This window comes from Klebsiella sp. I138 (genome assembly GCF_051131765.1).
GTDB lineage: Bacteria > Pseudomonadota > Gammaproteobacteria > Enterobacterales > Enterobacteriaceae > Klebsiella.
This window is the reverse complement of record NZ_CP180447.1, coordinates 2,620,079-2,645,502: the sequence shown is the minus strand read 5'-3', so window position 1 is coordinate 2,645,502 and position 25,424 is coordinate 2,620,079. Positions and strand designations below refer to the sequence as shown.

Here is a 25,424-nt window from a genome sequence, read left to right as displayed (position 1 = left end):
GACAGGGAACGCAGATGAACGTGACCAGGAAGCAACATCGGGTGATTCAGCACGCGCTGGAGGAATGGCAGGCCACGGGTGAGTTGAGCCACACGGATCGCCAGCGGCTGGCGGCCACCTTGCACGTGAGCACCTTTGACTGGCAGCGTCTGAGCCGCTACGCCTTCTGGACGGCGCTGGCGTGCCTGCTGATTGCGCTGGGCAGCGTGTTTGCCGATAGCGAACTGGTCGCCTGGCTGACGGCCGTGTTCAGCGACTCAGCGCTGGCGCGAATTGCGCTTCCGACCGCGATAGCGTTCGCCTGCTATCTCTGGGGCTTTCGCCGCCAGCGGCGGGAGCAGCACTGGCACTACAGCACCGAGGCGATTCTGTTTGTCGGCGTGGTGTTTACTGCGCTGGCGCTATGGCAGGTCGGGGTGCGGCTCGATAACGGCAGTGGCAATATTGCCCCGCTGTTTCTGGCCGGCTGTGCTATCTATGGCGTCATCGGTCTGGCGGCCCGTTCCGGGCTGGTGTGGTTGTTCTTCCTGCTGGCGCTGGGTAACTGGTTTGGCGCGCATACCGGGTATGTGTCAGGGTGGGGGGCTTACTGGCTGGGCATGAACTACCCGATTCGTTTTGTTCTGTTCGGCGGCGTGCTGTTGGCGCTCTGCTGCCTTCTGCAAAAGTGGCTGCTTCAGCGCCGAGTGTTTACCGTCAGCAAAGCTATGGGCCTGACGTATTTATTTATTGCGCTGTGGATCCTGTCGATTTTTGGCTATCGGGATCTCGACGGTTGGTACAGCATTTCGCCGATGCAGCAGCTCCCATGGGCGCTGTTATTTGGCGTGGCTGCGGGCATCTGCATCTACATCAGTCTGAAAACCGATGACGGGATGCTGCGTGGTTTTGGCCTGACGTTCCTCGCCATTAACCTCTATACCCGCTTTTTCGAGTACTTCTGGGGAAGCCTGCATAAGGTGGTGTTCTTCCTGATTCTGGCGGTATCGCTGGCGATTGTTGGCCGCTACGCGGAAAGAATCTGGCACGCCGGCGAGCGGCGTGCGCGAGAAGATTAAATCTCGGTGATGGTCGTCGCCTGCGGCAGGCGCGATTTTGGCAACGTGGCGTTGAAATCTTCCACGCTGTGGTGGCCGACCGGCACGATAACCACGCTGGTAAACCCTTGTTCGGTTAAGCCAAATTCGGCATCAAGGATCGCGGCATCGAACCCTTCAACCGGTACCGCATCGAGACCCATTGCCGCCACGCCGAGCAGGAAGTTGCCAACGTTCAGGTAAACCTGCTTCGCCATCCAGTGATTATCGTCCTGCAGGTCTTTGCGGTGCATATCGGCAAAGAACACGCGGCCTTTGTGGTTACCGGCCTTGGCTTCCGGGGTAGCAAAACGCCCGTCGGCCTCTTCCTGGTCAACTACGCGCTCCAGCCAGGCGTCGTCCATCGCGGTTTTCGCACAGAAAACAACGACATGTGAAGCGTCGAGAATTTTGCGTTCATTGAACACATAGGTGCCGCTGGCGGCTTTCGCCACGCGCGCTTTGCCTTCATCCGTGCTGGCAACGATAAAATGCCACGGCTGAGAGTTGGTGCTCGACGGGCTGAATTGCAGCAGTGTTTTTAGATTTTCTGCTTCTTCAGCCGTCAGTTTTTTCGTGGCATCGAAGGCTTTTGTGGAGTGGCGTTTTAAGGCAACGGAGACGATATCCATAACTCTTCCTCACGGTTTATTCTCAAGATAATTTGAGTTTACAGCCCCTTAGGGGCAGTTAGTGGGAGAAGAGTACAGCGAAGGCGGGGAAATGATAAGAGACAAAATTGCGATAACACTTATCGCGTTAGCCTGAAAATCCTTCTGGGCGCAGCCGCAGCCGATCTTTCTTCGCCAGCTTATTCACCACCTGATTCCATGAGTCATCGATAAGCTCCGCCAGCAGACTCTCGCTGATATCCTCGCCGGGAACGACGGTAATCCAGTGTTTTTTGTTCATGTGGTAGCCGGGCTCAATACTGCGATAAATCGCCTGATGGAGCAGCGATTTTTGCGGGTCGGCTTTGAGATTAACCAGCGCGCGGCCGCGAATCGTCATGGTGAGCATAAAAATGCGCCCGCCGACTTTGAACACGTCATACTCCGGGCCAAAGGGCCAGCAGTGCTCGGTAAACGGGTATGCCAGCGCGATGCGGTGGGCGCTGGCGTGCAGCGTGGCGCGGTCCATCAGGCGTCGTTCTCGTGAAGCGCCTGCCACATGGTTTCAAAGCCCAGGGCGATCAGGTCGGGTGCGCGCTGCGGGTCGTGGCTGGCAAATTCGATAGTGGTTTCCGCCAGTGACAGAAACAGGGCGTCGCCAAACGCGCTGTAGGCATCGCTCAGAAAGACCGGTTTGACCGACAGCTGGCACATTTCGTTGAGCTCGGGAAACATCTCTTTGACGCGGGTCCGGGTTTCGTCGGTGATGCGCTCGCTGAGAGACATTCGACGAATCGCTTTGTGCTCCATCGGATGGCGAATGCTCCAGTCGATATAGCTGTCCCAGATATTCCGGGCGTTCTCTTTTGGCCGCTTTTCGTTTGGCGTCAGCCCGGCAACCATCGATTGAACTAACCCGGACTTGATCGAGAGGTACAGTTCGTTGAGCAACTCATCCTTGGTGGCAAAATAGCGGAACAGCGTACCCTCGGCAACCCCGGCACTGCGGGCGATTGTCGACGTTGAGGCGGCGATACCCGATTGGGCAAAAGCGGCCGTCGCGGCCTCCAGCAACGCTTGCTTTTTATCTTCACTCTTCGGACGAGCCACTACGATTTACCTCTCGCGTCATTAAACCACGATCTAAACATGCCAGGTGATGGCACTGCAACGGTGGATGTTAAAAATTTGAAAATCGCCTTGACGACTTTCCCCTTCTTCCTAATAATGAGTGCTTACTCACTCATAATCAAGTTATATCACTAAACTCCCATGATAGGGAGTTTCATCTGGTCAGGTTATGAACCGTGTCACTATCAGCGTGGTCGCCATTATGTTATTAGCCTCAGCAACAGCTTTGCCGTTTGTGTTAAATGCCGGGTTTGGCCGGGCGCCGCAGGGCGCGCAGCTCAGTCTGGTGGAAGAGTCCCCGCACTATCGCGATGGCCAGTTTCATAATCAGCTACCCACGCCGGGGTTCACTGGACAGAAAAATATGCTGGCCGCCTGGTGGGAGTTTCTGGTCGCTAAACGCGAAAATGCCCGTCCTGCGCAGCCGTTGCCGCTGGTCAATACCGATCTCGCCACCCTGCCTGTCGGGCAGGATGCGATGGTGTGGCTGGGCCACTCCTCCTGGTACTTGCAACTGGCGGGGAAACGCATCCTCATTGACCCGGTCTTCAGCGACTATGCCGCACCGTTCTCATTTATCAACAAAGCCTTCCCGGGTGACTATCCGTGGCGCGCAGAGCGGATGCCGGAAATAGACCTGCTGATTATTTCACACGACCACTATGACCATCTTGATTACGCCACCATTAAAGCGCTGATGCCCAAAATCAAGCGTGTGGTGACGCCGCTCGGCGTTGGTTCGCATCTGCGCTACTGGGGTATGGACGGCGCCATTATTAGCGAGGCTGACTGGAACCAGGCAGTGCAGGTGAGCGATGAACTGATCGTGCATATCCTGCCGGCTCGTCATTTCTCCGGCCGCGGGCTGAAGCGCAACCAGACGCTGTGGGCCAGCTTTATGTTCGTTACGCCGCAGCAGAAAATTTACTACAGCGGCGATAGCGGGTACGGCCCGCACTTCAAGGCCATCGGGGAACAGTTTGGCCCGGTGGACCTGGCGATTATGGAGAACGGTCAGTACGACCAGGACTGGAAATATATTCATATGATGCCTGACGAAACGGCGCAGGCTGCCGACGATCTCCACGCGCGCGCCGTATTGCCGGGGCATGCGGGGCGCTTTGTTCTGGCGAAACACAGCTGGGACGATCCCTACAAACGGCTGGCTGCGGCCAGTGAAGAACGGCCGTGGCGGTTGTTAACGCCGATGCTTGGCGAGCCGGTTTGGGTTGCCGATAAAACACAATCATTTAATACCTGGTGGCGATAAATACCGGTTTGATTCAAGAGGAGAGAGGACATATGACTATTTCCGCTCAGGTGATTGAGACTATCGTCGGGTGGATTGATGACAATTTGCATCAGCCGCTGCGTATTGATGATATTGCTCGTCACTCTGGTTATTCGAAATGGCATCTGCAACGACTCTTTTTGCAGTACAAAGGGGAGAGTCTGGGGCGCTATATTCGCGAGCGTAAACTGCGGATGGCGGCGCGCGATCTGCGCGACACCGATCAGCGAGTTTATGATATCTGCCTGAAATATGGCTTTGATTCACAGCAGACCTTCACCCGCATTTTCACCCGCACGTTTCATCAGCCGCCGGGTGCCTATCGCAAAGAAAATCACAACCGCGCCCACTGAGGCATATCCGCCGGGGAACCGGCGGACGTTTTCCTGACTATCGCCGATCAGCAGTGCTAAACGGATGACGTCGCCGGAATATCCCTTCAGCGGCGGCATTCCCTCGCGAACCCATCCAGATGCTATTGCAAATCATTCCCATTTGAATTAGCGTTGCTTACCAATGCGTTCAAGGATAAATCGGGCAATGAAAATGGCATGGAGTGGTTTGCTGGTTGGCATGAGCGCGCTACCGGCAGCGGCAATGAACTGCGAGTCGCCCTCGCTGCAGGGGGAGTTACAGGGAAAATTCGATGCCAGCGGTGAGGTCTGTTTTGATCTACCGACGTTGGGTGAGAACTACGTTACGGCGACGATTTCCGGGGTAACGGATGCCCGACTGCTGGATGAAAATAACCGTCGGCTGCGCACGCTGCTAACGGGAGGGCCGCCGGATGGTGAACAAATGCTGCTGTTCTCCCTGCCGGTGAACCGCGCTTCTGCGCTGGTCCTGCACGGGGAAGAAGGCATGACCTGGCGTTTCCGCTGGCGGATGAAAGAAACGACCGCGCTGGCCAAACAGCCGTCGCCGGATCCCGTCAGCCCTCGCTTACAACAGTTGATGCAGGAGCTGGCGGCGGGCGGTTCTACGGCACGTTTCTGGCAGGAGCGCGAGCAGGAAGGGACGCCGATGGTAGAACCGGTGGATGCCGGACACAAGCGGGTCACTTTCCTGTGGCGTGGGGCGAGTAAAAACGTCTTCTTGCTGGGCTCCCCGGCGGGCGATCAGGATCCGCTGTTCCGGCTCGGCCATTCCGATGTCTGGTTCCGCAGCTACGTGGTGCCGGCAGATACGCTGATGCAATATAAGCTGGCGCCGGATGTCCCGCAGGTTGACGGCGTCGGCCATGAACAGCGACGGGCGATTCTCATCAGCGCCCAGGCCGATCCGCTGAACCCGCAAAGCGTGAACCGTGCCAGCGATCGCTGGAGCCGCTATTCTCTGCTGGCGCTCAATCCGGCTCGCTACTGCACGCCGCAGCGCATGGCGCAGCCCCTGCGCTATGGCACCTTGACCCGCCATCAGCTGCGCAGCGATTTTTTGCACAATACCCGGGAAGTGATTATCTACCGTCCGCGCCTGCCGCAGCCCGCGCGCTGGACGTTAATGCTGTTTGATGGCAAAACCTATCAGGACGAATATCACTTTGCTAACGTGCTGGACAGCCTGATCGCCAGCCATGCGCTGCCGCCGATCAACGTCATATTTATCGATAGCCTCGATCATCCGCGGCGGGCGAAAGAACTGCCGCCAAATCCCTTCTTTGCCGATTTTATGGCCCATGAGCTACTGCCCTGGCTACGCCAGCAGGGGCTAAATATCAGCCGACAAAAAACCGTTGTCGCCGGATCCAGCTACGGCGGGCTGGCCGCGTCGTGGGTCGCGCTGCGCTATCCGCGACAGTTTGCCAACGTCCTCAGTCTGTCGGGCTCTTACTGGTGGGCACCAAAAGGCGAAGAGGCCAGTTGGCTGACGCGGCAGTATCAGCAGTCGCCACGCTATCCGGTACGCTTCTGGCTACAGGCAGGGCGGTTCGAGACCTCGGGACCTGACGGCGGGATTTACAGCAATACCCGCGAATTTGAGCAGGTGCTACGCGATAAAGGTTATCGCGTCAGCTTCCATCCTTCGTCCAGCGGCCATGATTATGTCGCCTGGTGCGAGGCGCTGGTAGCGGGAATGCGCGACTTTACCGGGCTAGCGATCCAGAGAAAACCAGCGACGCCAGACCCAGCGCAGGACCACGTATTCAATCGCGCCCAGCACTAAAAACCACAGACAAAAAAGCAGGGTATAAAACTGGTTGAGATCCATCAGATGAAAGGTCTCGACCAGTTTTTGTGCCAGCGTTAACCCAAGGGACGGCGCTGGCAGCAGTAAACAAGAGATCAGGGCCAGCAATAAAATGCCTGCGGCAGAGATCAGCGTTTCGAGCGGATGTTTCATTACTTGTTAATCATCAGTTAAAAAAACATATTGTCCGGTAAAAAAGCATGTAACGCAATATCCTTTCCTGGTCGAATATTTACGTCATTATGCGTAGCACTAATATAATATCTCTTATTTCCCTTGTTAATATTATTCGAATTATTTGTCATTAAATTAATCGCATTTTAATGTCAATTAACGTCATTATTAAATGGTGTACTTTACAAAACTGTAGGTGCTATATCCCACCAGGGTGGCGATAATGATAGCCAACAAGATGTACAGTGCCAGGCGGCGTCCGCGGTAGATTCCAAACATAATGGACCTCGTTTAATTTATGTTTATTAATATTCTGCAATAGTTGTTTGAAGAATTAACTTATCACAGATTTTAAATTTTGCGAGAGGTCCTTAATTGTTCTGGATCAATTTTTACCTCGCTATATAAAATCATATTCGTTCATTGGCCAGAAATGATTTCAGGCTTTCCGAATAGCGGAATTTATAAGGAAAATTTATTTTGACCAGAATGATTAATCCCCACAATACCCCTCCTGGGGGGGATTCTGCACCACAGCCGGCCTACCGGCAGACCGTTGAGCAGGTGCTGGAGCAGAAAAAGAGCCGCACCGCAGGGTTGCACTCCGCCGAGGCCGCTGAGCGCCTGGCATCCTTTGGCCCTAACGCGCTGCCGGAAAAGAAAAGCAAGCCAGCCTGGCTGCGTTTCCTCGCCCACTTTAACGACGTGCTGATTTTCGTCCTGCTGGCCGCGGCGGTGCTGACGGCGGTGATGGGACACTGGGTAGATACGTTGGTTATCCTGGGCGTTACGGTGATTAACGCCCTGATTGGCCACGTTCAGGAGAGCAACGCCGAAAAATCCCTGCAGGGGATCCGCAATATGCTTTCCAGCAACGCGCGGGTACAGCGCAACGGTAAACATGAAACGCTGCCCACCCGCGATCTGGTGCCGGGAGATATCGTTATTCTGCGGGCGGGCGACCGCGTGCCGGCGGATATGCGCCTGATCGAAACCCACAACCTGCGTGTGGAAGAGGCGATCCTGACCGGCGAATCGACGGTGGTGGATAAAACCACCGACGCGCTGAAAGGCGAGCTGCCGCTGGGGGACCGGATCAACATGGTGTTTTCCGGAACAACCATCAGCGGCGGCGGTGGCGTCGGCGTGGTGACGGCGACCGGACAGGATACGGAACTCGGGCACATCAACCAGATGATGGCGGGCATCGAGAAGCACCGCACGCCGCTGCTGGTGCAGATGGATAAACTGGGTAAAGCGATCTTCGTCATTATCCTTGCCATGATGGCGGCGCTGTTTGTCTTCAGCCTGGCCCTGCGCGATATCCCAATGGGTGAGCTGCTGCTGTCGCTGATTAGCCTGGCCGTGGCGGCTGTTCCGGAAGGGCTACCGGCGATTATCTCGATCATTCTCTCTCTCGGTGTGCAGGCGATGGCGCGCAAACACGCCATTATCCGCAAGCTCCCGACGGTAGAAACGCTGGGGGCGATGACCGTGGTCTGTTCGGATAAAACCGGGACGCTGACCATGAACGAAATGACGGTCAAAGCGATTATCACCGCCGACTGTTGCTACCGGGTTGAGGGTGACAGCTATGAGCCGCAGGGCAATATCTATCTGGAAGGCAGCGATGAGCCGGTGCAGATTCATGCCGGGAGCGTGCTGGAAACGTATCTGCGCACGATTGACCTGTGTAACGACAGCCAGTTGGTTAAGGACGCACGCGGCCTGTGGGGCATCACCGGCGGGCCGACCGAAGGGGCGTTAAAAGTGCTGGCGGCAAAGGCAAACCTGCCGTCGGTTGAGACACAACTGGTCGCCAAAATTCCGTTTGATTCACAGTACAAGTACATGGCGACGCACCAGAAAATCGACAATGTCGAGCGTGTGCTGATAACCGGCGCGCCGGACGTGATTTTCGCCATGTGTCGTGAGCAGATGACAAAGCAGGGCGCGGCACCGTTCGAGCGTCAGTATTGGGAGGATGAAATCTCCCGCTTCGCCAGTCAGGGGTTGCGTATGGTTGCCGCCGCCTGTAAACCGGCGCAGGCCGATCGCACGACGCTGACCCACGACGATCTGCGTGAGGGCCTGATATTCCTCGGTATTGCCGGGATGATGGACCCACCGCGTCCGGAAGCGATTGACGCTATTCATGCCTGTCAGACCGCCGGGATCCGCGTGAAAATGATCACCGGGGATCACCCGCAAACGGCGATGAGCATCGGCCAGATGCTGGGGATCACCAACAGCACGCAGGCGATGACCGGCTACCAGCTGGAGCACATGGATGATGCCGAGCTGGCGAAGGCCGCCGTGGAGTACGATATTTTTGCCCGCACCAGCCCGGAGCATAAGCTGCGGTTGGTCAAGGCACTGCAGGATACCGGCGAAGTTGTCGGCATGACCGGCGATGGCGTAAACGATGCCCCGGCGCTCCGCCAGGCCGACGTTGGCATTGCTATGGGCATCAAAGGTACCGAAGTGACCAAAGAGGCGGCCGACATGGTGCTGACGGACGACAACTTCGCCACCATCGCCAGCTCGGTGAAAGAGGGGCGTCGTGTCTACGACAACCTGAAGAAAACGATTCTGTTTATTATGCCGACCAACCTGGCGCAGGGGCTGCTGATCATTATTGCCCTGCTGGCGGGGAATATTATTCCGCTGACGCCGGTGTTGATTCTGTGGATGAACATGGCGACCTCCGCCACGCTCTCCTTCGGTCTCGCTTTCGAAGCCGCCGAGCGCAACGTCATGAACCGCCCACCGCGGAAAACGGGCCAGCACGTGATGGATGCCTTCGCCGTCTGGCGTGTCGCTTTCGTCGGGACCATGATTGCCGTCGCCGCCTTTATTCTTGAGGCCTGGCTGGCACCGCGCGGCCATAGTGCTGAGTTTATCCGCACCGTGCTGTTGCAGATGCTGGTAACCGCCCAGTGGGTGTACATGATTAACTGCCGCAGCAGCGAGAGCTTCTCGTTGAATAAAGGCCTGCTGCGTAACAAAGGCATCTGGCTGGTCAGCGGCGTGCTTCTGCTCCTGCAGCTGGCGATTATCTACCTGCCGTTTATGCAGACGATGTTTGGCACCGAATCGCTGCCGCTGCGCTACTGGCTCATTACCCTGGCGATTGGCATCGTGATGTTCCTGGTGGTGGAAGTCGAAAAACGTCTGACCCGCCCGTTACGTAAAACCGCCTGATTTGCCCGGCGTCTCTCTCCGTCAGGGGAGGGACGCCGCACCGCCAGCAAGGAATCCCGATGAAAAATATTTTGCGCCTGGTCTTACTGACCTTTGGCCTGGCAGGCTGCGCCCTGACGGCCACCGCCGCACCCGCCATCCCGGTCCGCGCGACCGCCGTTCAGCTTCTACCGCATGTGGCTGAACGCCCACTTCCCGGTCGTATTGAGGCGATTCATGACGTGGAGATCCGCGCACGTACGGAGGGGGCGATTCTGCAACGCCATTTTCAGGACGGACAGTACGTTAAGAAGGGCGAGCGGCTGTTCACCCTCGATGACGCGCAGCCTCGGGCCGCGCTGGCGCTCGCTGAGGCTGAACTGAAAAGTACCCAGGCCTCGTTGCGTCAGGCCCAGCAGCTGCTGACCCGCTATCAGCAGCTGAAAAATAACCACTCTATCAGCCGCAACGATGTCGATAACGCCCGGATGCAGCGCGATGTTGCCGCCGCCGCCGTGGAGCAGGCGAAGGCACGCGTTACGACGCAGCAAATTACGCTGGATTATACCCGTATCGATTCCCCGGTGAGCGGGCGTATCGGTCACAGCCGCTTTCATGTCGGCAGCCTGGTGGGGCCCACCAGCGGAATGCTGGTCGATATCGTGCAGCTCGATCCGATTCGCGTCTCGTTCGCCTTAGACGAAGCCGCTTTTTACAGTAAAGCCGGGCAGCATGCCGATATTGGCGCGCTGAAGCAGGCGTGGCTGGCGCAGATTGAACCCGACGGTCAGCGGGAAGATGGCGTGCTGACTTCGGTCGATAACCGGATCGATACTCGCACCGCCAGCGTAGTGCTGCGCGCTGAATTCGCCAATCCGCAGCATCGCCTGCTGCCAGGCGGCAACGTGCCGGTGATCCTTCGTCCACGGCAGTCGCCGGAGAGCCTGATGATCCCGGTTACTGCCGTCCAGCAGGATGCTCAGGGGTTCTATAGCTGGGTTATTGCGGAAAATAACACCGTCGCGCTGCGACGTTTGACGTCCGGCGGCCAACAGGGACAGCAGTTTGTGGTGGCTGACGGTCTGCAAGCGGGCGAGCGCGTGGTGACGGAAGGCGCGCAGCGTCTGCGTGACGGCGCATCCGTTCAACTGCTGAAATAAGGAAGGAGAAGGGATGCTGACGTTTTTTATTCGTCGCCCGCGTTTTGCGATGGTGATTGCGCTGCTGATGACCTTTATCGGCGCGGTGTCGCTGAAGCTGATTCCGGTCGAGCAATATCCTCAGATCACGCCGCCGGTGGTCAACGTCAGCGCCAGCTGGCCGGGCGCCAGCGCGGCGGACGTCGCGGAGGCCATCGCCGCGCCGCTGGAGACCCAGCTCAACGGCGTTGACCATATGCTGTATATGGAGTCCACCAGTTCCGATGAAGGTACCTACAGCCTGAGCCTGACCTTTGCCGCGGGAACCGATGCCGATTTGGCGGCGATTGACGTACAAAACCGCGTATCGCAGGCCCTGTCGCAGCTCCCCGCCGATGCACAGCAGAACGGGGTGCAGGTGCGTAAGCGGGCGAGCAATCTGCTGATGGGCGTCAGCCTGTACTCGCCGCTGGAAACGCTCTCTCCGCTGTTCGTCAGCAACTACGCCAGTACCCAGGTGCGCGAAGCGCTGGCCCGCCTGCCGGGGGTAGGTGAGGTACAGATGTTTGGCGCCCGGGACTACAGCATGCGGGTGTGGCTGCGTCCCGATCGCATGAACGCACTGAACGTGACGGCCGATGATATCGCCCAGGCGCTGCGCGAGCAGAATGTGCAGGGGGCGGCCGGGCAGGTGGGCACGCCGCCGGTGTTCAACGGCCAGCAGCAGACGCTGACCATCAACGGTATTGGTCGCCTGAGTGATGCGGAAAGCTTCAGCCAGATAGCGATCCGCAGCGGTGAACAGGGCCAGCTGGTTCGCCTCGCCGAAGTCGCCACCCTTGAGCTGGGGGCGCGAAGCTACAGTTCTGGCGCACAGCTGAACGGGAAAGACTCCGCGTATCTCGGTATCTATCCGACGCCAACCGCCAACGCCCTGCAGGTCGCTGACGCGGTACGCACCGAACTGACCCGCCTGCACAGCCGCTTTCCGGCGGATCTGACCTGGGAGGTAAAATTCGATACCACCCGCTTTGTGGCGGCAACGATCAAAGAGATTGGCGTCTCGCTGGCGTTGACCCTGCTGGCGGTGGTCGTGGTGGTGTCGCTGTTCCTGCAGAGCTGGCGGGCCACGCTGATTGTCACGCTGGCAATCCCGGTGTCGCTGATTGGTAGCTTTGCCGTGCTGTATTTGCTGGGCTATAGCGCCAATACGCTGAGTTTATTCGCTATTATTCTCGCCCTGACCATGGTGGTGGATGACGCCATCGTCGTGGTGGAGAGCGTTGAAACCCATCTGGCGGAAGGCACCGGGCGCGCGGAGGCGACCGCGCTGGCGCTGCGTCAAATCGCCGGGCCGGTTATCGCTACCACCCTGGTACTGCTGGCGGTGTTTGTACCGGTGGCGCTGCTGCCGGGGATCGTCGGCGAGCTGTATCGGCAGTTTGCCGTCACTCTGTCGACGGCGGTGACGGTATCGAGCATTGTCGCACTTACCCTGACGCCGGCACTGTGCGCGCTGTTGCTACGCCCGCGACCTGCCCAGCCTGCTGCTCTCTGGCGGGCATTCAACCGCGCCCTGGAAACGGTGCGTGACGGCTACGGTGCGCTGGTCGGACGGATGAACCGTCGTCCGTGGCTGGCGCTGGCGGCAACAGCAGCGGCCGCCGGCCTGGTGGCCTTCAGCTTTAGTCAAATGCCTAAAGGCTTTCTGCCCCAGGAGGATCAGGGCTATTTCTTCGCCAGCGTGCAACTGCCGGAAGCGGCGTCGCTGGAGCGTACCGAAGCGGTGATGACCGAGGCGCGTACGCTGCTGCTGGCCAATCCTGCGGTTGAGGATGTGATTCAGGTGTCCGGTTTTAACATTCTCAACGGCACCAGCGCGTCCAACGGCGGATTTATCTCGGTGATGTTGAAAGACTGGCATCAGCGGCCGCCACTGAATGCGGTAATGGGCAAACTACAGGGTCAGTTGATGGGGCTGCCGGAAGCGACGATTATGACCTTTGCGCCGCCTACGTTACCAGGGCTGGGTAACGCGTCCGGCTTCAATTTACGTATTCTGGCGCAGGCCGGGCAATCGTCGGCGGAGCTGGAGCAGGTGACGCAGCAGGTGCTGCGAATGGCGAACCAGCATCCGCAGCTGAGCCAGGTGTTTACGACCTGGAGCAGCAACGTTCCGCAGCTGACGCTCAACGTTGACCGCGACCAGGCCGCACGGCTGGACGTGCCGGTATCGCGGATTTTCAACAGCCTGCAAACGGCGTTTGGCGGCACCCGCGTTGGAGATTTCAGCATCAACAATCGCGTCTACCCGGTCGTGGTACAAAACGAGATGCAGTGGCGCGAGCGGGCGGAACAGATAGGCGAGCTGTATGTTCGCAGTCATCACGGCGAGCGGATTCGGCTGAGTAATCTGGTGACCATTACCCCAAGCGTCGGCGCGCCGTTTATTCAGCAGTACAACCAGTTCCCGTCGGTGTCGGTGAGCGGCTCCGCGGCGCAGGGCGTCAGCAGCCGCACGGCGATGGCGGTGATGGAGCAAATTCTGCTGTCGAATTTGCCGCAGGGATATGATTATGCGTGGAGCGGCATATCCTGGCAGGAGCAGCAGACCGGTAATCAGGCTATCTGGATCGTGCTGGCGGCGGTGGCGATGGCGTGGCTGTTCCTCGTCGCCCAATATGAAAGCTGGACGCTGCCGGCAAGCGTGATGCTGTCGGTGCTGTTTGCTATCGGCGGGGCGCTGCTGTGGCTATGGATAGCCGGCTATGCCAACGATGTATACGTACAGATAGGGCTGGTGTTGCTCATTGCGCTGGCGGCGAAAAATGCGATTCTGATCGTCGAGTTTGCCCGCGCTAAACGCGAAGAGGGGATGTCGGTGGTGGATGCCGCCCGCGAGGGGGCCACCCGGCGTTTTCGGGCGGTGCTGATGACCGCCGTCTCTTTTATTATCGGCATTATGCCGATGATGCTCGCCACCGGCGCCGGGGCGCAGAGTCGACGGATTATCGGCACCACGGTGTTCAGCGGCATGCTGGTGGCGACGGTTATCGGTATTGTGTTTATTCCGTCACTGTTCGTGTTATTCCAGCGCCTGCGCGAGTGGGGGCATCGGCGGATGTAGGTTCGACACGTTAGCTTTTCCCGGCCAGCGCTACGCTGCGCCGGGTTCAGAGCAGCAACATAAAGAGAGGCAATCATAAACACCGCGCCCGATAAAAATCGGCTATTTCGATTCCACGGTAATCATGGTGACGAAGGGATGATACTGCCACGGCACGCCGCCGCCTTGCTGGTACATTCTGGAAATGGTGCCGTCGAGATAGAGCATCTGGCGAACGTTAAGTTTTGACTGCGCGTAGCAGGCGAAATCGTAGAAGTTGGTTTCGCGTTCGCTGAGCATAAAAATGACCTGGCCCTGCCGGGTGATACCGACGCCATTGCGCAGCTTGCGCGAGCTGGCGGACGGCTTCAGGCGCCAGTTTATCTTACCGTTTTCAATCAGCATTGGCCCGGACTGTACCGCGTAGGTGATTGCCGGTGATGGCTTGTATTTATCGATGCTGGCGATCCCCGCTTTTTGCCCCTCAAGATAAAACACTCCGCCGGGGCGGATAAAAAAGTTGCCGCCGCCGGAGGCGCGGTTAAGCGGGACCTTTTGCACGCCCTTTTCGATATACAGCCCCAGTGGCTCATCGTTTTTTGCGTAAATACCGCCGTTCATCGCCATCTGCACACGCCCATCCTGATTGATTCCTGCCAGCAGGGCACGCAGCGATCCAAAGGCCTCGCCATCTGCTTTTTTCCAGTACATCACAATGCGCTCGCGCTGCGGATTAACGGCATAGCTTTGCAGCGACAACGACGGGTCGGTGAGGGTGCACTTTCCGCTGGCAACGGCGGGCAGAGAGACGATCAACAGCGCTGGCAGAAGATGCGGGAAGCGCAGAGGCATAGCGACGTTCCTTGTGGTGCCGCAAACATGAGCGGCGAAACAGACAGAGGCAGCAGTATACCTTTTTACCGCACTATGCCTTCGGATTTCGCCGCGCTGTTAAACCAGACCGGTTGGTACGTCGCCGGGATAGGGGAGGCTGCTCACCCCAGTTGGGCCAGCTGGTGGCACAAAACCTCGACGCCGGGTTCTATCGCATCGGGATTGATCGCGTGAAAGCCCATGCGGAAGAAGTTACCCGGCGGGCTGGCGTTGAGAAAATGACGCGCGCCGGGCTCAATCAGTACTCCGGCGTGGGCGGCGCGCCAGGTCAGCTGCTGGGTATTAATCTGTTCCGGCGTCGCCAGCCAAAAAGCATTGGCATGCTCACTCCCGGGAATAATCCGGCACTCCGGCAGGTAGTTATGCAGCGCATTATTCAGACGCTCCCAGCGCTGCGCGGAATCGTAGTGGTAGCGCCGCAGATGGGTTTCATAGTGCCCCTGGGCAAGGAAGTGGGCCATCTGATACTGAATATTGGTGGGCGGGTGGCGGTAAATCAGCCGCCGCAGCGCACGTGCTTCATCAATCAGGTCCGGGTCGGCGACCATAAAACCCAGCCGCAGGCCGGGAGACAGCGCTTTCGACAGGCTGCTGACGTAGATCACCCGCCCGCTGCGATCGCTGGCTTTTAATGCCGGTAGCGGGTTCAGCATAAAATTGCTTTCCGAATCGTAATCATCTTCGATGATCACCGCATCATGGCGGGTTGCATGCTCCAGCAGCTGGCTGCGCCGCGCCTGGCTCATTGCCACCCCCGTCGGCACCTGGTGGCCGGGGGTGACGTAGTAATAATCGCAGGGAGTATCGTCAAGCACGATCCCTTCTTCGTCTACCGGATGTGGCACGATATCGGCGTCTGCCAGCAGGAAGGTATTAATTGCCTCGCGAAAGCAGGGGTTCTCTACGCCGACCCGGGTCTTTGACGACATCAGCAGGCGGGTGAGCAGGTAGAGCGCGTTTTGCGAACCGAGCGTAATCAGAATCTCATCTGCCGCAGCGACGATGCCGCGCTTAGGCAACACCCGGGTGCGGATCTGCTCTATCAGCATCGGTACGTCCTGGTCGATATGATCGACGACCCAGGCCGGATCGCGCACGCCGCCGTGCAGCCAGTTGGCCGCCGAGCGCCAGGTGGTCAGCGGAAACTGGCGGGTATCCGGCTGGCCATAGATAAACTGATAGCGGTAGTTCATCCAGCCGGCGGGTTTCAGAATCGACTCCTGCTGGCTGGGGGTAATTTGCAGCCGCGTGCCCCAGCGTGGTGCAGCACATTCGCTATCCGGTGCACCCGGCACGGTGACAGAGGCGGCGGCGTGCTGATAGTCGGGATGCAGATAGTACCCGCTGCGCGGGCGGCTGATGAGATAGCCTTCGCTGACCAGACTTTCAAAAACCAGCGCCGTGGTATTGCGCGACACCCGTAGCTGGCTGGCCAACTGGCGGCAGGAGGGCAACGGCGTGTCGGCGGAAAAAATGCCGCTCAGAATGGCGTTAACCAACGTCTCCCGCACCTGTTCCTGTAAACCGCGACGTTGGTCGAACTCGACGTGCAAAAGGTGACGGATCATGCGGGGCTCCTTACGTGAAATCTCTCTACACCCTGCAGCAAATTCCATACCACCCTGAGGAAGACTGACACAGTGACGCAGCCAAACTGGCTCTATCCGGAAAACAAAAACGCTCCCTACAGTAAAAACGCATTCATTAGTCGCGGACCGGAGTTTCCGTCGGCACAAATTTTGCAAAACCTTTTCATGTTCGGGAATGAACACGTCTGGCGAATTAATTAGGGGTGGATTGATGAAAAAATCGTTGGGTTCAATGTGTCTGGGCGCCGTTATGGCGATGGCTTTTTCTTATCACGCAGCAGCAGCGGATCTCCCGGACATCGAAAAGTCCGGCACCCTGAAAGTCGCGACCGAAGATGATTACGCGCCGTTTAACTTTATGAATAACGGCCAGGCCGATGGTTTTAACAAAGATATGCTGGAGGAGTTGCGCAAATATGCCAAATTCCACGTCGACCAGAGCATCCTGCCATGGACCGGCCTGTTAGCGGCAGTCTCTACCGGCCAGTACGATATGGCGTTAACCGGCGCGGTGATTACCGACGATCGGCTGAAGGTGTTTGACTTCACGCCACCCTGGGCCTCGGCACAGCACTATTTTGTGAAACGTGCTGGCGATAACTCCCTTAACACCATCGCCGATTTAAGCGGTAAAAAAGTGGGCCTGCAGGCGGGGAGTGCGCTGCTGGCGCGACTGCCAGAGTTGAAAGCGATGCTGGAAAAAACCGGTGGCAAGCTTGGGCCAGTGGTGGAGTATCCCTCCTACCCGGAAGCCTACGCCGACCTGGCTAATAAGCGCCTTGATTACGTGATTAACGTGGTTATCTCGGTCAACGATCTGGCGAAAGCCAAACCGAAGGTCTTTGCCAAAGGGCTGGCGGTATCCGGCCCGGGCTATATGGCCTGGCCCATTCCGAAAAGCTCACCGCAGCTTTTGGCCTATATGACCAAATTTATGAATCATATGCGCGAAACTGGCAAGCTTGCTGAGCTGCAGAAAAAATGGTTTGGCGAAACCTACGATAACCTCCCGACAGAAGCGATTACCAGTCCGGAACAGTTCCACAAACTGGCAGGTTTTTAACCTTTCGCGGCGGATCGCCGCCGCGGTTTTAATCCAAAGGAGGGCCATATGGATGCAATTTCCTGGCAGTTACTGATTGAAGGCGCATGGACGACCCTCTGGATTTCGGCCATCGCCATCACGTTTGGGGTGGTGATTGGTCTGCTGATAGCCCTGGTGCGGATGCTGCGTATCCCGATTGTTGACCAGCTGCTGGTGGTCTATATCAGCCTGGCGCGCGCCACGCCGCTGGTGACGCTGGTGCTGTTTCTATTTCTCTCGCTGCCAACGGTGGGGATTAATCTCGACAAAAACGTGGCGGCAATCGTGGCCCTGACCCTGAACACTTCGGCCTTTAACGCCGAAATCTGGCGTAACGCGTTTCGCACGTTCCCCCGTGAGCAGCGCGAGGCTGCGGAATCCGTGGGGATGCGCCGCTGGGCCTATTTTCGCCACATCATGCTGCCGCAGATGTGGATCGAGAGCCTGCCGGCGCTGGTGAATGAAATGTCTTTCCTGATCAAAGGCAGCCCGGCGATTGCGGTGATCGGTGTGGTTGATTTAACTCGCGTAACTAACCGTATCTCATCCGTCACCTATGAACCCCTGTCGCCGATCCTCGCGGCGGGCCTGCTTTACGTCGTGATAATCGGCATGCTGCTGAAGCTGCAGGGGCTGGCGGAACGTAAAGCGAAACGCCTGGCGCGATAACAACGGGAGGATCTATGAATCAGTGGGCTATTATCTGGTCAGCGCGCGACAGCTTTATTTCCGGCCTGATCGCCACTCTTGAGCTATTTATTCTGGCCGCCGTCGTGGGGCTAATCATTGGTATTATGTTGTGCTATTTGACCGAATACCAAAAGCGATGGCTGAACCGCGTCATTATCGGTTTTGTCAGCCTGATGCGCGCCATTCCATTTTTAATCCTCGCCTATCTGCTCTATTACGGCCTGCCGGAGATAGGGATCAGTATGGATGCCTGGACCGCAGGCCTGGTTGCGCTGATTTTTTACCACGGTGCCTATTTCTTTGAAATCTTGCGCAGCCAGCGGCGGGTATTTTCCGCCGGGTATATTGAGGCCGCGGTGGCTCAGGGGTTCTCTCGCTACCAGATCTACCGGCGGATTATTTTGCCGAATATCGTCTCGTCGGCACTGCCGCTGCTGGGCAATCAGCTGATTATTTGTCTGAAGGATACCGCTTTTCTGAGCATTATCACCGTTCAGGAGATTACCGCGGCGGCCAACAGTGTCCAGGCAACCTGGTTTATCCCGTTTAACGCCTTTATCGTCGCGATTGCACTCTACTGGGCAATCAGCATTTTGCTGGAGTTGCTGATTAAGCGACTGAGCGCCCTCGGAGCCAGAAGAGGAATGAGCCATGCCTGATATGACTGCAGTGAGCATTAAAAACGTCTCCAAACAGTTTGATAATATTGAAGTACTGCGCGACATCAACCTGACCGTCGAAAAAGGGTCGGTGGTCAGTATTCTGGGCTCGTCGGGTTCTGGCAAATCGACGCTGCTGCGCTGCATGAACTGGCTGGAACAGCCGGATCGCGGCGAGATCCATATCGGTGGCCAGCGGTTGGGTTTTGATGACCAGAATGGCAAGGCCATGTCTCACCGTCAGCTGTCGAAGATTCGCGAGCGAGTGGGCATGGTGTTCCAGAGTTTTAATCTGTGGCCGCACCTGACCGTACAGCAGAATGTCAGCGAAGCGCTGCTCCATGTTAAAGGGATGAAACGCGAGGAGGCGTATGCGATAGCCTTGCAGCAGCTGGAAAAAGTCGGGATGGCGCACAAAGCCGATGCCTGGCCGATTACCCTCTCCGGCGGGCAGAAGCAGCGGGTGGCGATTGCCCGGTCGCTGGCGATGTCGCCGGAAGTGATTCTGTTTGACGAACCGACGTCGGCGCTGGATCCCGAACTGGTTAACGAAGTGCTGGGGGTGATGAAGGCGCTGGCGGCAGAAGGGTACACCATGGTGGTGGTCACTCACGAGATGGACTTTGCCCGTCAGGTGTCGGATGAGGTGGTGTTTCTCGAAAAAGGGCTGTTGATTGAGAAGGCGCCGCCGGAGAAGTTCTTCACCAACCCGGACTCCGAACGCGTTCGCCAGTTTTTGCAAAGCAGTCGGTAATATGTTGTTGAGGGACGGAATACGGAGGTGAAAGAAACCCCTGTATGCCGTCCCGAAGGCGGCGCGTGGCGCCAGTACGGGCGACCAGACTACCAAAACGACGAAAACCTCAATCCCGGTCAATGGCGAACGGCTGCCAGGCCTGGCGTACCGGCATCACTTCTACGCGGTTGATGTTCATATGATCCGGCAGGGTGGCGATATAAAACATCTGCCCGGCGATATCCTGCGCGCTCAAAGGCGTGGTGCCGCGATAGAGATTATCGGACGCGGCCTGGTCGCCTTTGGTGCGTACGAGGGTGAATTCCGTCTCGGCAATTCCCGGAGCCAGGTCGGTTACCCGCACCCCGGTACCGAGTAAATCACAGCGCAGGTTGTAGCTGAACTGCTTCACAAATGCTTTGCTGGCGCCGTAAACGTGGCTGCCCGGATAGGGCCACTGGCCGGCAATAGAGCCGATATTGATGATACTGGCGCCGGCACCGTGCTGAATTAACGTCGGCAGCAGCGCGTGGGTGACGTTGACCAGACCGGTGACGTTGGTATCGATCATTGTTTTCCAGTCCTGTAGATCGACCTTCTGCGCCGGCTGAGGTGCCAGCGCCAGGCCGGCGTTGTTAATCAGCGTTTTGACATCGGCAAAGGCGGCGGGCAGCGCCGCCACTGCGGCTTCAACGGCCTCGCTATCGCGGACGTCAAGCTCGATAATATGTACCGGCACCAGCGGACTCAGCCGGTCATACAGCTTTTCCAGACGCGCCAGACGACGCCCGCTCAGCACCAGCGACCAGCCCGCCTCGGCAAACACCTGTGCCGCTGCTTCCCCAAAACCAGAGGTTGCTCCGGTAATAAACACCACGTTGTTGGTCGTCATTTCACTCTCCTGTGCGCATTGTTCTCCTCACTATAAAAACGGCGCCCGCCCCGACACAGGGCCAGTTGTCAGGTGGCGTTGTGACACGGTGTCACAACCTTTTCAAGCGACTGGCTCTATCCCTTTTTCCTCAGCGCGACCAATGATGGAGCCAACAACAACGACATCAGAGGGCAGGGTATGAAGCTGGCAATACAGAACGATGTAACGGTAAGCAACGATGAAGTACGCCAACTGGATCGCGCTTATGTCTTTCATTCGTGGTCGGTACAGGGCAACGTCAACCCGCTGGTGATTGCCGGAGCCAGAGGCTGCGAGCTGTGGGATTATGAAGGCAAAACCTACCTTGATTTCAGCAGCCAGCTGGTTAACGTCAACATCGGCTACCAGCACCCTCGCGTGCTGGCGGCGATGAAAGCGCAGCTGGAGGAACTGGTGACGATTGCGCCGGCGACCGCCAACCTCGCCCGTGGTGAAGCGGCGAAACGCATTGTCGAGCTGGCGCCGGAAGGCTTTAGCAAGGTGTTCTTTACCAATGCCGGTGCCGATGCCAATGAGAATGCCATTCGCATGGCGCGGCTGTATACCGGACGCGATAAAGTGCTGTCGGCCTATCGTTCATACCACGGCAATACCGGAAGTGCGATTGCGGCTACCGGAGACTGGCGCCGCGTGCCGAATGAATATTCTCGCGGCCACGTTCATTTTTTCAACCCGTACCTCTATCGCAGCGAATTTAATGCCGCGACGGAAGAAGAGGAGTGCCAGCGCGCGCTGGCACATTTACGCAGAATGATTGAATGCGAAGGCCCTGGCGCCATTGCCGCCATTCTGCTGGAGTCGATTCCCGGTACCGCCGGCATTCTGGTGCCGCCTGACGGCTATATGCAAGGCGTTCGCGCGCTGGCCGATGAGTTTGGTATCGTGCTGATCCTTGATGAGGTGATGTCCGGGTTTGGCCGTACCGGGAGCTGGTTTGCCTTCGAACAAGATGGCGTAGTGCCGGACCTGGTGACCTTTGCCAAAGGGGTTAATGCCGGGTACGTGCCCGCGGGCGGCGTGCTGATAAGCGACCCGATTGCCCGTTATTTTGACGACCATTTCTTTGCCGGCGGTCTGACCTATTCCGGCCATCCGCTGGCGATGGCGGCGATTGTGGCCACCATTGACGCCATGAAAGAGGAAAAAATCGTCGAAAACGCGGCGCAGATGGGGAATCACGTCCTGCGTTCTGGGCTGGAAGCGCTGGCGGAAAAACATGCGATCATCGGCCATGTCCGCGGCCGTGGCCTGTTCCAGGCGCTGGAAATGGTCAGCGACCGCCAACGTAAAACGCCGCTGACCGCAGCGGATATGGCGGCAATTAAGGGGGCGTTAACCGAAGCCGGTCTGCTGGCCTTTGTGGTGGAAAACCGCATTCACGTGGTGCCACCGTGCACCATCAGCGCCGAACAGATTGCGCAAGGGCTGGCGATTTTCGACAGCGTACTCGCCCGCTTTGCCAGTCTGGCGAAATAAAGCGGTAATGCCTGAACCGGGCTACGGTCGATGCGTAGCCCGGTCAGCGTGGCGCCAGCGGGTCAGCCCATCCGGTGATCGCCACTGACCAGCGCTTCACGATTGAAGAAGCGCTGGATCACGCCTTCTGCCATAAATGCCGCCCGATCCGACATATGGGCAATCACATCAGCATCATGGCTGACCAGCAGATAGGTCATACCGTGCTCCTGCTTCAACCGGTTCAACAGATTGAGAATCTCCGCCTGCACCGACATATCCAGCGCTGAGGTAGGTTCATCGAGTAGCAGGATCTGCGGGCGCAGCAGCAGCGCGCGCGCAATTGCCACGCGCTGGCGCTGGCCGCCGGAAAGCTGATGCGGATAGCGACGCGCGGCATCGGCGGGAAGCCCCACCTGCTCGAGCGCGGTATCGACCCGCTGCTGGATGGCGTCGAGACCATGGATTTTCAGCGGCTCGGCCAGGGTTCGCCACAGCGTATGGTTGGGGTGCAAAGACGCGTAGGGATCCTGAAACACCATCTGCACGTTGCGGCGCAGCTCGCCCTGAAAACGAACGCCGGGCGTTATCGCCTTCCCGAACAGCTGAACGCTGCCGCGCCATTCGCGCTGTAGCCCGGCGAGAACCCGCAGAATCGTGGATTTTCCGCAGCCGGAGGCGCCAATCAGGCTGAAAGTTTCCCCGGCCTCGACGTCGAAGCTGGCGGCGGAAACCGCCGTTTTTTCAGCAAAAATCACCTGTAATGCGTCGAGATTAACGACTGCCATGCGCCGCCTCCGTAAAGTCCTGCGTTCTGTCGAGGGTGGGGAGCATCTCGCCGTAAGTGCTCGCATCAGGACGGCAGGTCCACAGCGTACGGGTGTAGGGATGCGTAGCCTGGGGTAGTTCGCGGGCGGGCATCTCATCAACCTGCGCGCCCTGATACATCACCAGCACCCGATGGCAATGCTCCGCTACCAGCGGCAGATCGTGGCTGATCAGCAGCATCGCCATTTGCCGCTGTTCGCACTGTTCCACCAGCAGTTCGAGGATCTGATTGCGCAGACGGGAATCGAGTGCCGAGGTGGGTTCGTCGGCAATCAGCACTTTCGGGTTATTCAACAGCGCGATGGCGATCATCACCCGCTGCCCCATCCCGCCGGAGAGTTCGCCGGGATAGCGGTTGAGCACGGGCAAATCGAGGCCGACGGCGGCAACGGCGGCTTTTACCGCCTCCAGCCGCGCGCGGCGACTCAGGCGCTGATGCAGCGTTAACGCTTCTTCCAGCTGCGCCTGAATGTTCTGTACCGGGTTCAGCGCATAGCGCGGATCCTGCAATACCATGGCAATATCGTTGCCGCGAAGGGCACGCCAGCCGCGGTCGTTGAGGCTCAGAAGATCGTGCCCCAGAACGGTCAGCGTCTCTGCACTGACCACGCCCGGCCTGCGCACCAGCCCCATCAGAGCGCGAGCGGTCATCGATTTGCCTGAACCGGATTCGCCCACCAGCGCCAGCCGCTCGTTGCCGAGCGTAAAGCTGACGTTATTGACCACCCGGGCGGAGGGGTAGTCGATGCTGAGACCTTGAACGGTGAGTCGGTTATCAGTCATGTTGCGGCTCCAGAACATCGCGCAGGCCGTCGCCCAGCAGGTTAAATGCCAGGCTGGCTATCAGGATCACGGCACCAGGTGCGGCGGCAATCCACCACTGATCGAAAATGACCTGCATCCCGTCGGCAATCATTGCGCCCCATTCCGCCATCGGAGGACGAGCGCCAAGACCAAGGAAGCCCAGTCCGGCGGCGGCGAGAATAATCCCCGCCAGATCCAGCGCCAGACGCACGATTGCGGAAGGCAGACACAGCGGCAAAATATGGCCAATCAGCAGCCGCCAGCCGCGAATGCCCATCATCTCCGCCGCCGCCAGATAATCGCTATGGCGCAGACGCTGAATTTCACTCCGCGCCTGACGGGCATAGGCGGGCCAGGTGGTGAGCGCCAGCGCTAGCGCGCCGTTAACCAGCCCCGGACCCAACATGGCGACAAAGGCAAATGCGAGGATCAGGCGCGGCATTGACATCACCACGTCGGTAAAACGCATTAAAATGCGCTCCAGCCAGCCACCGTAATAGCCGGAAAGAATGCCTACCAGCAGGCCGGCGGGCAGGGTGATCAGGGTGACTAACGCCACCAGGCCCAGCGCCGGACGCGCGCCATAAATCAGGCGAGAAAGCTGGTCGCGACCGTAGCTGTCGGTGCCGAGCCAGTGCTGCGCACCGGGCCCTTGCAACCGCGCGGCAGCATCCTGCCAGTTAGGGTCGAGTGGCGCCAGCCACGGGGCGAACAGCGCCACCAGCATGAGCAACACGATGATGATCAGCCCGCAAAAAGCGGCGGGGGAACGGCGAAGGCGCCGCAAAAACAGATAGGCGGGCATCAGCGTATCCTCGGGTCGGTCAACCGCACCAGCAGATCGGTGAGGTTATTAATGAAGACAAAGCTGGCGCCAATGAGCAGCGTACCGCCCATGATGGCGGTGGTATCGCCGGCAAACAGCGCGGTGGTCAGGTAGCGACCAATACCTGGCCAGGAGAAGACGGTTTCCGTGAGCACCGCCCCTTCCAGCATGGAGGTCCAGGCCAGGGCGATGACCGTGAGCAGGGTGCCGCGAATATTGGGGAGCACGTGGCGCAGCAGAATCGTCATTTCGCTGGCACCTTTGGCGCGCGCCAGCAGGATGTACTCTTTGTTCATCTCGCTGAGGCAGGCGGACCGGGTCAGGCGGGTGATGCTGGCCAGTGAATAATATCCCAGCAGCAGCACCGGCAGCAGCAGGTGGCCGAGGGCATTCTTGAAGGCCTCTTTATCGCCGGAGAGCCAGGTATCAATCAGCACGAAGCCGGTTCGCGGCTCGACGGTATATTGATAGATATCGTCCAGCCGACCGGGACCCGGCGTCCACTGTAATTTGGCATAGAACAGCGCCAGCATCAGCAGCCCGAGCCAGAAAATGGGTACCGAGTTACCGACCAGGGTAAAGGTGCGTACCGCCAGATCCCACGGAGAACCCGCGTAACGAGCGCACAACACCCCGGCACTGACCCCGAGTAACGCACCGACGATCAGCGCCAGCGTGGCCAGTTCGAGGGTGGCGGGAAAGGTGGCGAGCAGGTCGTGCAGCACCGGCTGGCCGGTAGAGCTGGCCGTGCCGAGGTCGCCGTGGGCCAGATTGACCAGATAGTGCCAGAACTGCACCGGCAGCGAGCGATCGAGCCCGAGCTGGTGGCGAACCTGATCGTAGGTGGACTGGCTGGCATGATCGCCGACGATTTGTAGCACCCGGTCAACCGGCGACAGCGCCGAAAGCGCGAACGTGACGAGCAACAGGCCGAAGAGCGTGAGCAGCAGGGTAAGCAGCCCCTGAAGCACGCGAGTGGAAAGATGTGGCATGGAAAAATCTCTTCATACCGGGTGGCGGTGTCGCC

23 protein-coding genes are annotated in these 25,424 nt (G+C 58.3%); 12 read left to right on the top strand and 11 right to left on the bottom strand.

Annotated elements, in window-relative coordinates; genetic code table 11:
• Nucleotides 1-14: 14 nt before the first annotated feature.
• On the top strand, nucleotides 15-1,058 hold the full coding sequence (locus tag ACMYSK_RS12345; protein ID WP_434643501.1) for a DUF2157 domain-containing protein: 1,044 nt from the start codon (nucleotides 15-17) through the stop codon (nucleotides 1,056-1,058).
• Here the strand turns inward: ACMYSK_RS12345 and nfsB are convergent.
• The 3 genes from nfsB to ACMYSK_RS12330 all read right to left on the bottom strand — a co-directional run bounded on the left by nfsB (nucleotide 1,055) and on the right by ACMYSK_RS12330 (nucleotide 2,797).
• A complete protein-coding gene (gene nfsB, locus ACMYSK_RS12340) occupies nucleotides 1,055-1,708 on the bottom strand; it encodes an oxygen-insensitive NAD(P)H nitroreductase (protein ID WP_434643498.1) in 654 nt (217 codons plus the stop codon). The genes ACMYSK_RS12345 and nfsB overlap by 4 nt on opposite strands.
• Nucleotides 1,709-1,835: 127 nt before the next feature.
• Nucleotides 1,836-2,216: an MmcQ/YjbR family DNA-binding protein gene (locus ACMYSK_RS12335; RefSeq protein WP_434643496.1), complete on the bottom strand. Its 381-nt coding sequence runs from the start codon at nucleotides 2,214-2,216 to the stop codon at nucleotides 1,836-1,838.
• Complete coding sequence (locus tag ACMYSK_RS12330) at nucleotides 2,216-2,797, bottom strand: TetR/AcrR family transcriptional regulator (RefSeq protein WP_434643493.1); 582 nt, start codon at nucleotides 2,795-2,797, stop codon at nucleotides 2,216-2,218. Before ACMYSK_RS12330 ends, ACMYSK_RS12335 begins: the two co-directional genes overlap by 1 nt.
• A gap of 190 nt (nucleotides 2,798-2,987) precedes the next feature.
• Between ACMYSK_RS12330 and ACMYSK_RS12325 the strand changes: the two genes are divergently transcribed.
• The 3 genes from ACMYSK_RS12325 (at nucleotide 2,988) to ACMYSK_RS12315 (ending at nucleotide 6,272) form a co-directional block, all read left to right on the top strand.
• A complete protein-coding gene (locus tag ACMYSK_RS12325; RefSeq protein WP_434643491.1) occupies nucleotides 2,988-4,088 on the top strand; it encodes an MBL fold metallo-hydrolase in 1,101 nt (366 codons plus the stop codon).
• A 32-nt stretch (nucleotides 4,089-4,120) separates the two neighbouring features.
• Nucleotides 4,121-4,462, top strand: coding sequence for a RamA family antibiotic efflux transcriptional regulator (locus tag ACMYSK_RS12320; protein ID WP_434643488.1), 342 nt, complete (start codon nucleotides 4,121-4,123; stop codon nucleotides 4,460-4,462).
• A gap of 187 nt (nucleotides 4,463-4,649) precedes the next feature.
• On the top strand, nucleotides 4,650-6,272 hold the full coding sequence (locus ACMYSK_RS12315) for an alpha/beta hydrolase-fold protein (RefSeq protein WP_434643486.1): 1,623 nt from the start codon (nucleotides 4,650-4,652) through the stop codon (nucleotides 6,270-6,272).
• Here ACMYSK_RS12315 and ACMYSK_RS12310 read toward each other — a convergent pair.
• On the bottom strand, nucleotides 6,201-6,449 hold the full coding sequence (locus ACMYSK_RS12310; protein WP_434643484.1) for a DUF1158 domain-containing protein: 249 nt from the start codon (nucleotides 6,447-6,449) through the stop codon (nucleotides 6,201-6,203). The two genes, ACMYSK_RS12315 and ACMYSK_RS12310, sit on opposite strands and share 72 nt — an antisense overlap.
• Nucleotides 6,450-6,950: 501 nt before the next feature.
• Here ACMYSK_RS12310 and ACMYSK_RS12305 point away from each other — a divergent pair.
• The 3 genes from ACMYSK_RS12305 to ACMYSK_RS12295 are packed head-to-tail and all read left to right on the top strand — an operon-like array spanning nucleotide 6,951 to nucleotide 13,919.
• Nucleotides 6,951-9,674: a cation-transporting P-type ATPase gene (locus ACMYSK_RS12305; RefSeq protein WP_434643481.1), complete on the top strand. Its 2,724-nt coding sequence runs from the start codon at nucleotides 6,951-6,953 to the stop codon at nucleotides 9,672-9,674.
• Between the two features lie 59 nt (nucleotides 9,675-9,733).
• A complete protein-coding gene (locus ACMYSK_RS12300) occupies nucleotides 9,734-10,813 on the top strand; it encodes an efflux RND transporter periplasmic adaptor subunit (RefSeq protein ID WP_434643479.1) in 1,080 nt (359 codons plus the stop codon).
• A 13-nt stretch (nucleotides 10,814-10,826) separates the two neighbouring features.
• Nucleotides 10,827-13,919, top strand: coding sequence for an efflux RND transporter permease subunit (locus tag ACMYSK_RS12295; protein ID WP_434643477.1), 3,093 nt, complete (start codon nucleotides 10,827-10,829; stop codon nucleotides 13,917-13,919).
• A gap of 102 nt (nucleotides 13,920-14,021) precedes the next feature.
• Here the strand turns inward: ACMYSK_RS12295 and ACMYSK_RS12290 are convergent, their stop codons facing one another.
• Both ACMYSK_RS12290 and ACMYSK_RS12285 read right to left on the bottom strand, forming a co-directional pair.
• Nucleotides 14,022-14,750, bottom strand: a complete 729-nt coding sequence (locus tag ACMYSK_RS12290) for a phosphodiester glycosidase family protein (RefSeq protein ID WP_434643475.1) — start codon at nucleotides 14,748-14,750, stop codon at nucleotides 14,022-14,024.
• A gap of 143 nt (nucleotides 14,751-14,893) precedes the next feature.
• Nucleotides 14,894-16,360, bottom strand: a complete 1,467-nt coding sequence (locus tag ACMYSK_RS12285) for a PLP-dependent aminotransferase family protein (RefSeq protein WP_434643472.1) — start codon at nucleotides 16,358-16,360, stop codon at nucleotides 14,894-14,896.
• A 232-nt stretch (nucleotides 16,361-16,592) separates the two neighbouring features.
• Here ACMYSK_RS12285 and ACMYSK_RS12280 point away from each other — a divergent pair, with 232 nt between their 5' ends.
• From ACMYSK_RS12280 to ACMYSK_RS12265, 4 genes are read left to right on the top strand one after another with little or no spacing between them, the layout of a single operon-like run.
• On the top strand, nucleotides 16,593-17,444 hold the full coding sequence (locus ACMYSK_RS12280) for a transporter substrate-binding domain-containing protein (RefSeq protein ID WP_434643469.1): 852 nt from the start codon (nucleotides 16,593-16,595) through the stop codon (nucleotides 17,442-17,444).
• Nucleotides 17,445-17,492: 48 nt separating this feature from the next.
• The gene (locus ACMYSK_RS12275) at nucleotides 17,493-18,134 is read left to right on the top strand and encodes an amino acid ABC transporter permease (protein ID WP_434643466.1); all 642 of its coding nucleotides are present in this window, start codon (nucleotides 17,493-17,495) and stop codon (nucleotides 18,132-18,134) included.
• Nucleotides 18,135-18,148: 14 nt separating this feature from the next.
• Nucleotides 18,149-18,814, top strand: a complete 666-nt coding sequence (locus tag ACMYSK_RS12270; protein ID WP_434643463.1) for an amino acid ABC transporter permease — start codon at nucleotides 18,149-18,151, stop codon at nucleotides 18,812-18,814.
• Nucleotides 18,807-19,568: an amino acid ABC transporter ATP-binding protein gene (locus tag ACMYSK_RS12265; RefSeq protein WP_434643461.1), complete on the top strand. Its 762-nt coding sequence runs from the start codon at nucleotides 18,807-18,809 to the stop codon at nucleotides 19,566-19,568. The genes ACMYSK_RS12270 and ACMYSK_RS12265 overlap by 8 nt, the downstream gene beginning before the upstream one ends.
• A gap of 109 nt (nucleotides 19,569-19,677) precedes the next feature.
• Here ACMYSK_RS12265 and ACMYSK_RS12260 read toward each other — a convergent pair whose 3' ends face one another.
• Complete coding sequence (locus tag ACMYSK_RS12260; protein ID WP_434643458.1) at nucleotides 19,678-20,442, bottom strand: SDR family NAD(P)-dependent oxidoreductase; 765 nt, start codon at nucleotides 20,440-20,442, stop codon at nucleotides 19,678-19,680.
• 180 nt (nucleotides 20,443-20,622) lie between these two features.
• Here ACMYSK_RS12260 and ACMYSK_RS12255 point away from each other — a divergent pair, with 180 nt between their 5' ends.
• Entirely contained in the window at nucleotides 20,623-21,960 is a 1,338-nt protein-coding gene (locus ACMYSK_RS12255) for an aspartate aminotransferase family protein (protein ID WP_434643456.1), read from the top strand.
• A gap of 62 nt (nucleotides 21,961-22,022) precedes the next feature.
• Here the strand turns inward: ACMYSK_RS12255 and ACMYSK_RS12250 are convergent, their stop codons facing one another.
• Genes ACMYSK_RS12250 through ACMYSK_RS12235 form a run of 4 tightly spaced genes read right to left on the bottom strand, consistent with a single transcriptional unit; the run spans nucleotide 22,023 to nucleotide 25,389 of the window.
• Entirely contained in the window at nucleotides 22,023-22,727 is a 705-nt protein-coding gene (locus ACMYSK_RS12250) for an ABC transporter ATP-binding protein (RefSeq protein WP_434643453.1), read from the bottom strand.
• A complete protein-coding gene (locus tag ACMYSK_RS12245; protein ID WP_434643451.1) occupies nucleotides 22,714-23,550 on the bottom strand; it encodes an ABC transporter ATP-binding protein in 837 nt (278 codons plus the stop codon). Before ACMYSK_RS12245 ends, ACMYSK_RS12250 begins: the two co-directional genes overlap by 14 nt.
• Complete coding sequence (locus tag ACMYSK_RS12240) at nucleotides 23,543-24,376, bottom strand: ABC transporter permease (RefSeq protein ID WP_434643448.1); 834 nt, start codon at nucleotides 24,374-24,376, stop codon at nucleotides 23,543-23,545. The genes ACMYSK_RS12245 and ACMYSK_RS12240 overlap by 8 nt, the downstream gene beginning before the upstream one ends.
• Nucleotides 24,376-25,389: an ABC transporter permease gene (locus ACMYSK_RS12235; protein ID WP_434643445.1), complete on the bottom strand. Its 1,014-nt coding sequence runs from the start codon at nucleotides 25,387-25,389 to the stop codon at nucleotides 24,376-24,378. Before ACMYSK_RS12235 ends, ACMYSK_RS12240 begins: the two co-directional genes overlap by 1 nt.
• Between the last annotated feature and the right edge of the window lie 35 nt (nucleotides 25,390-25,424).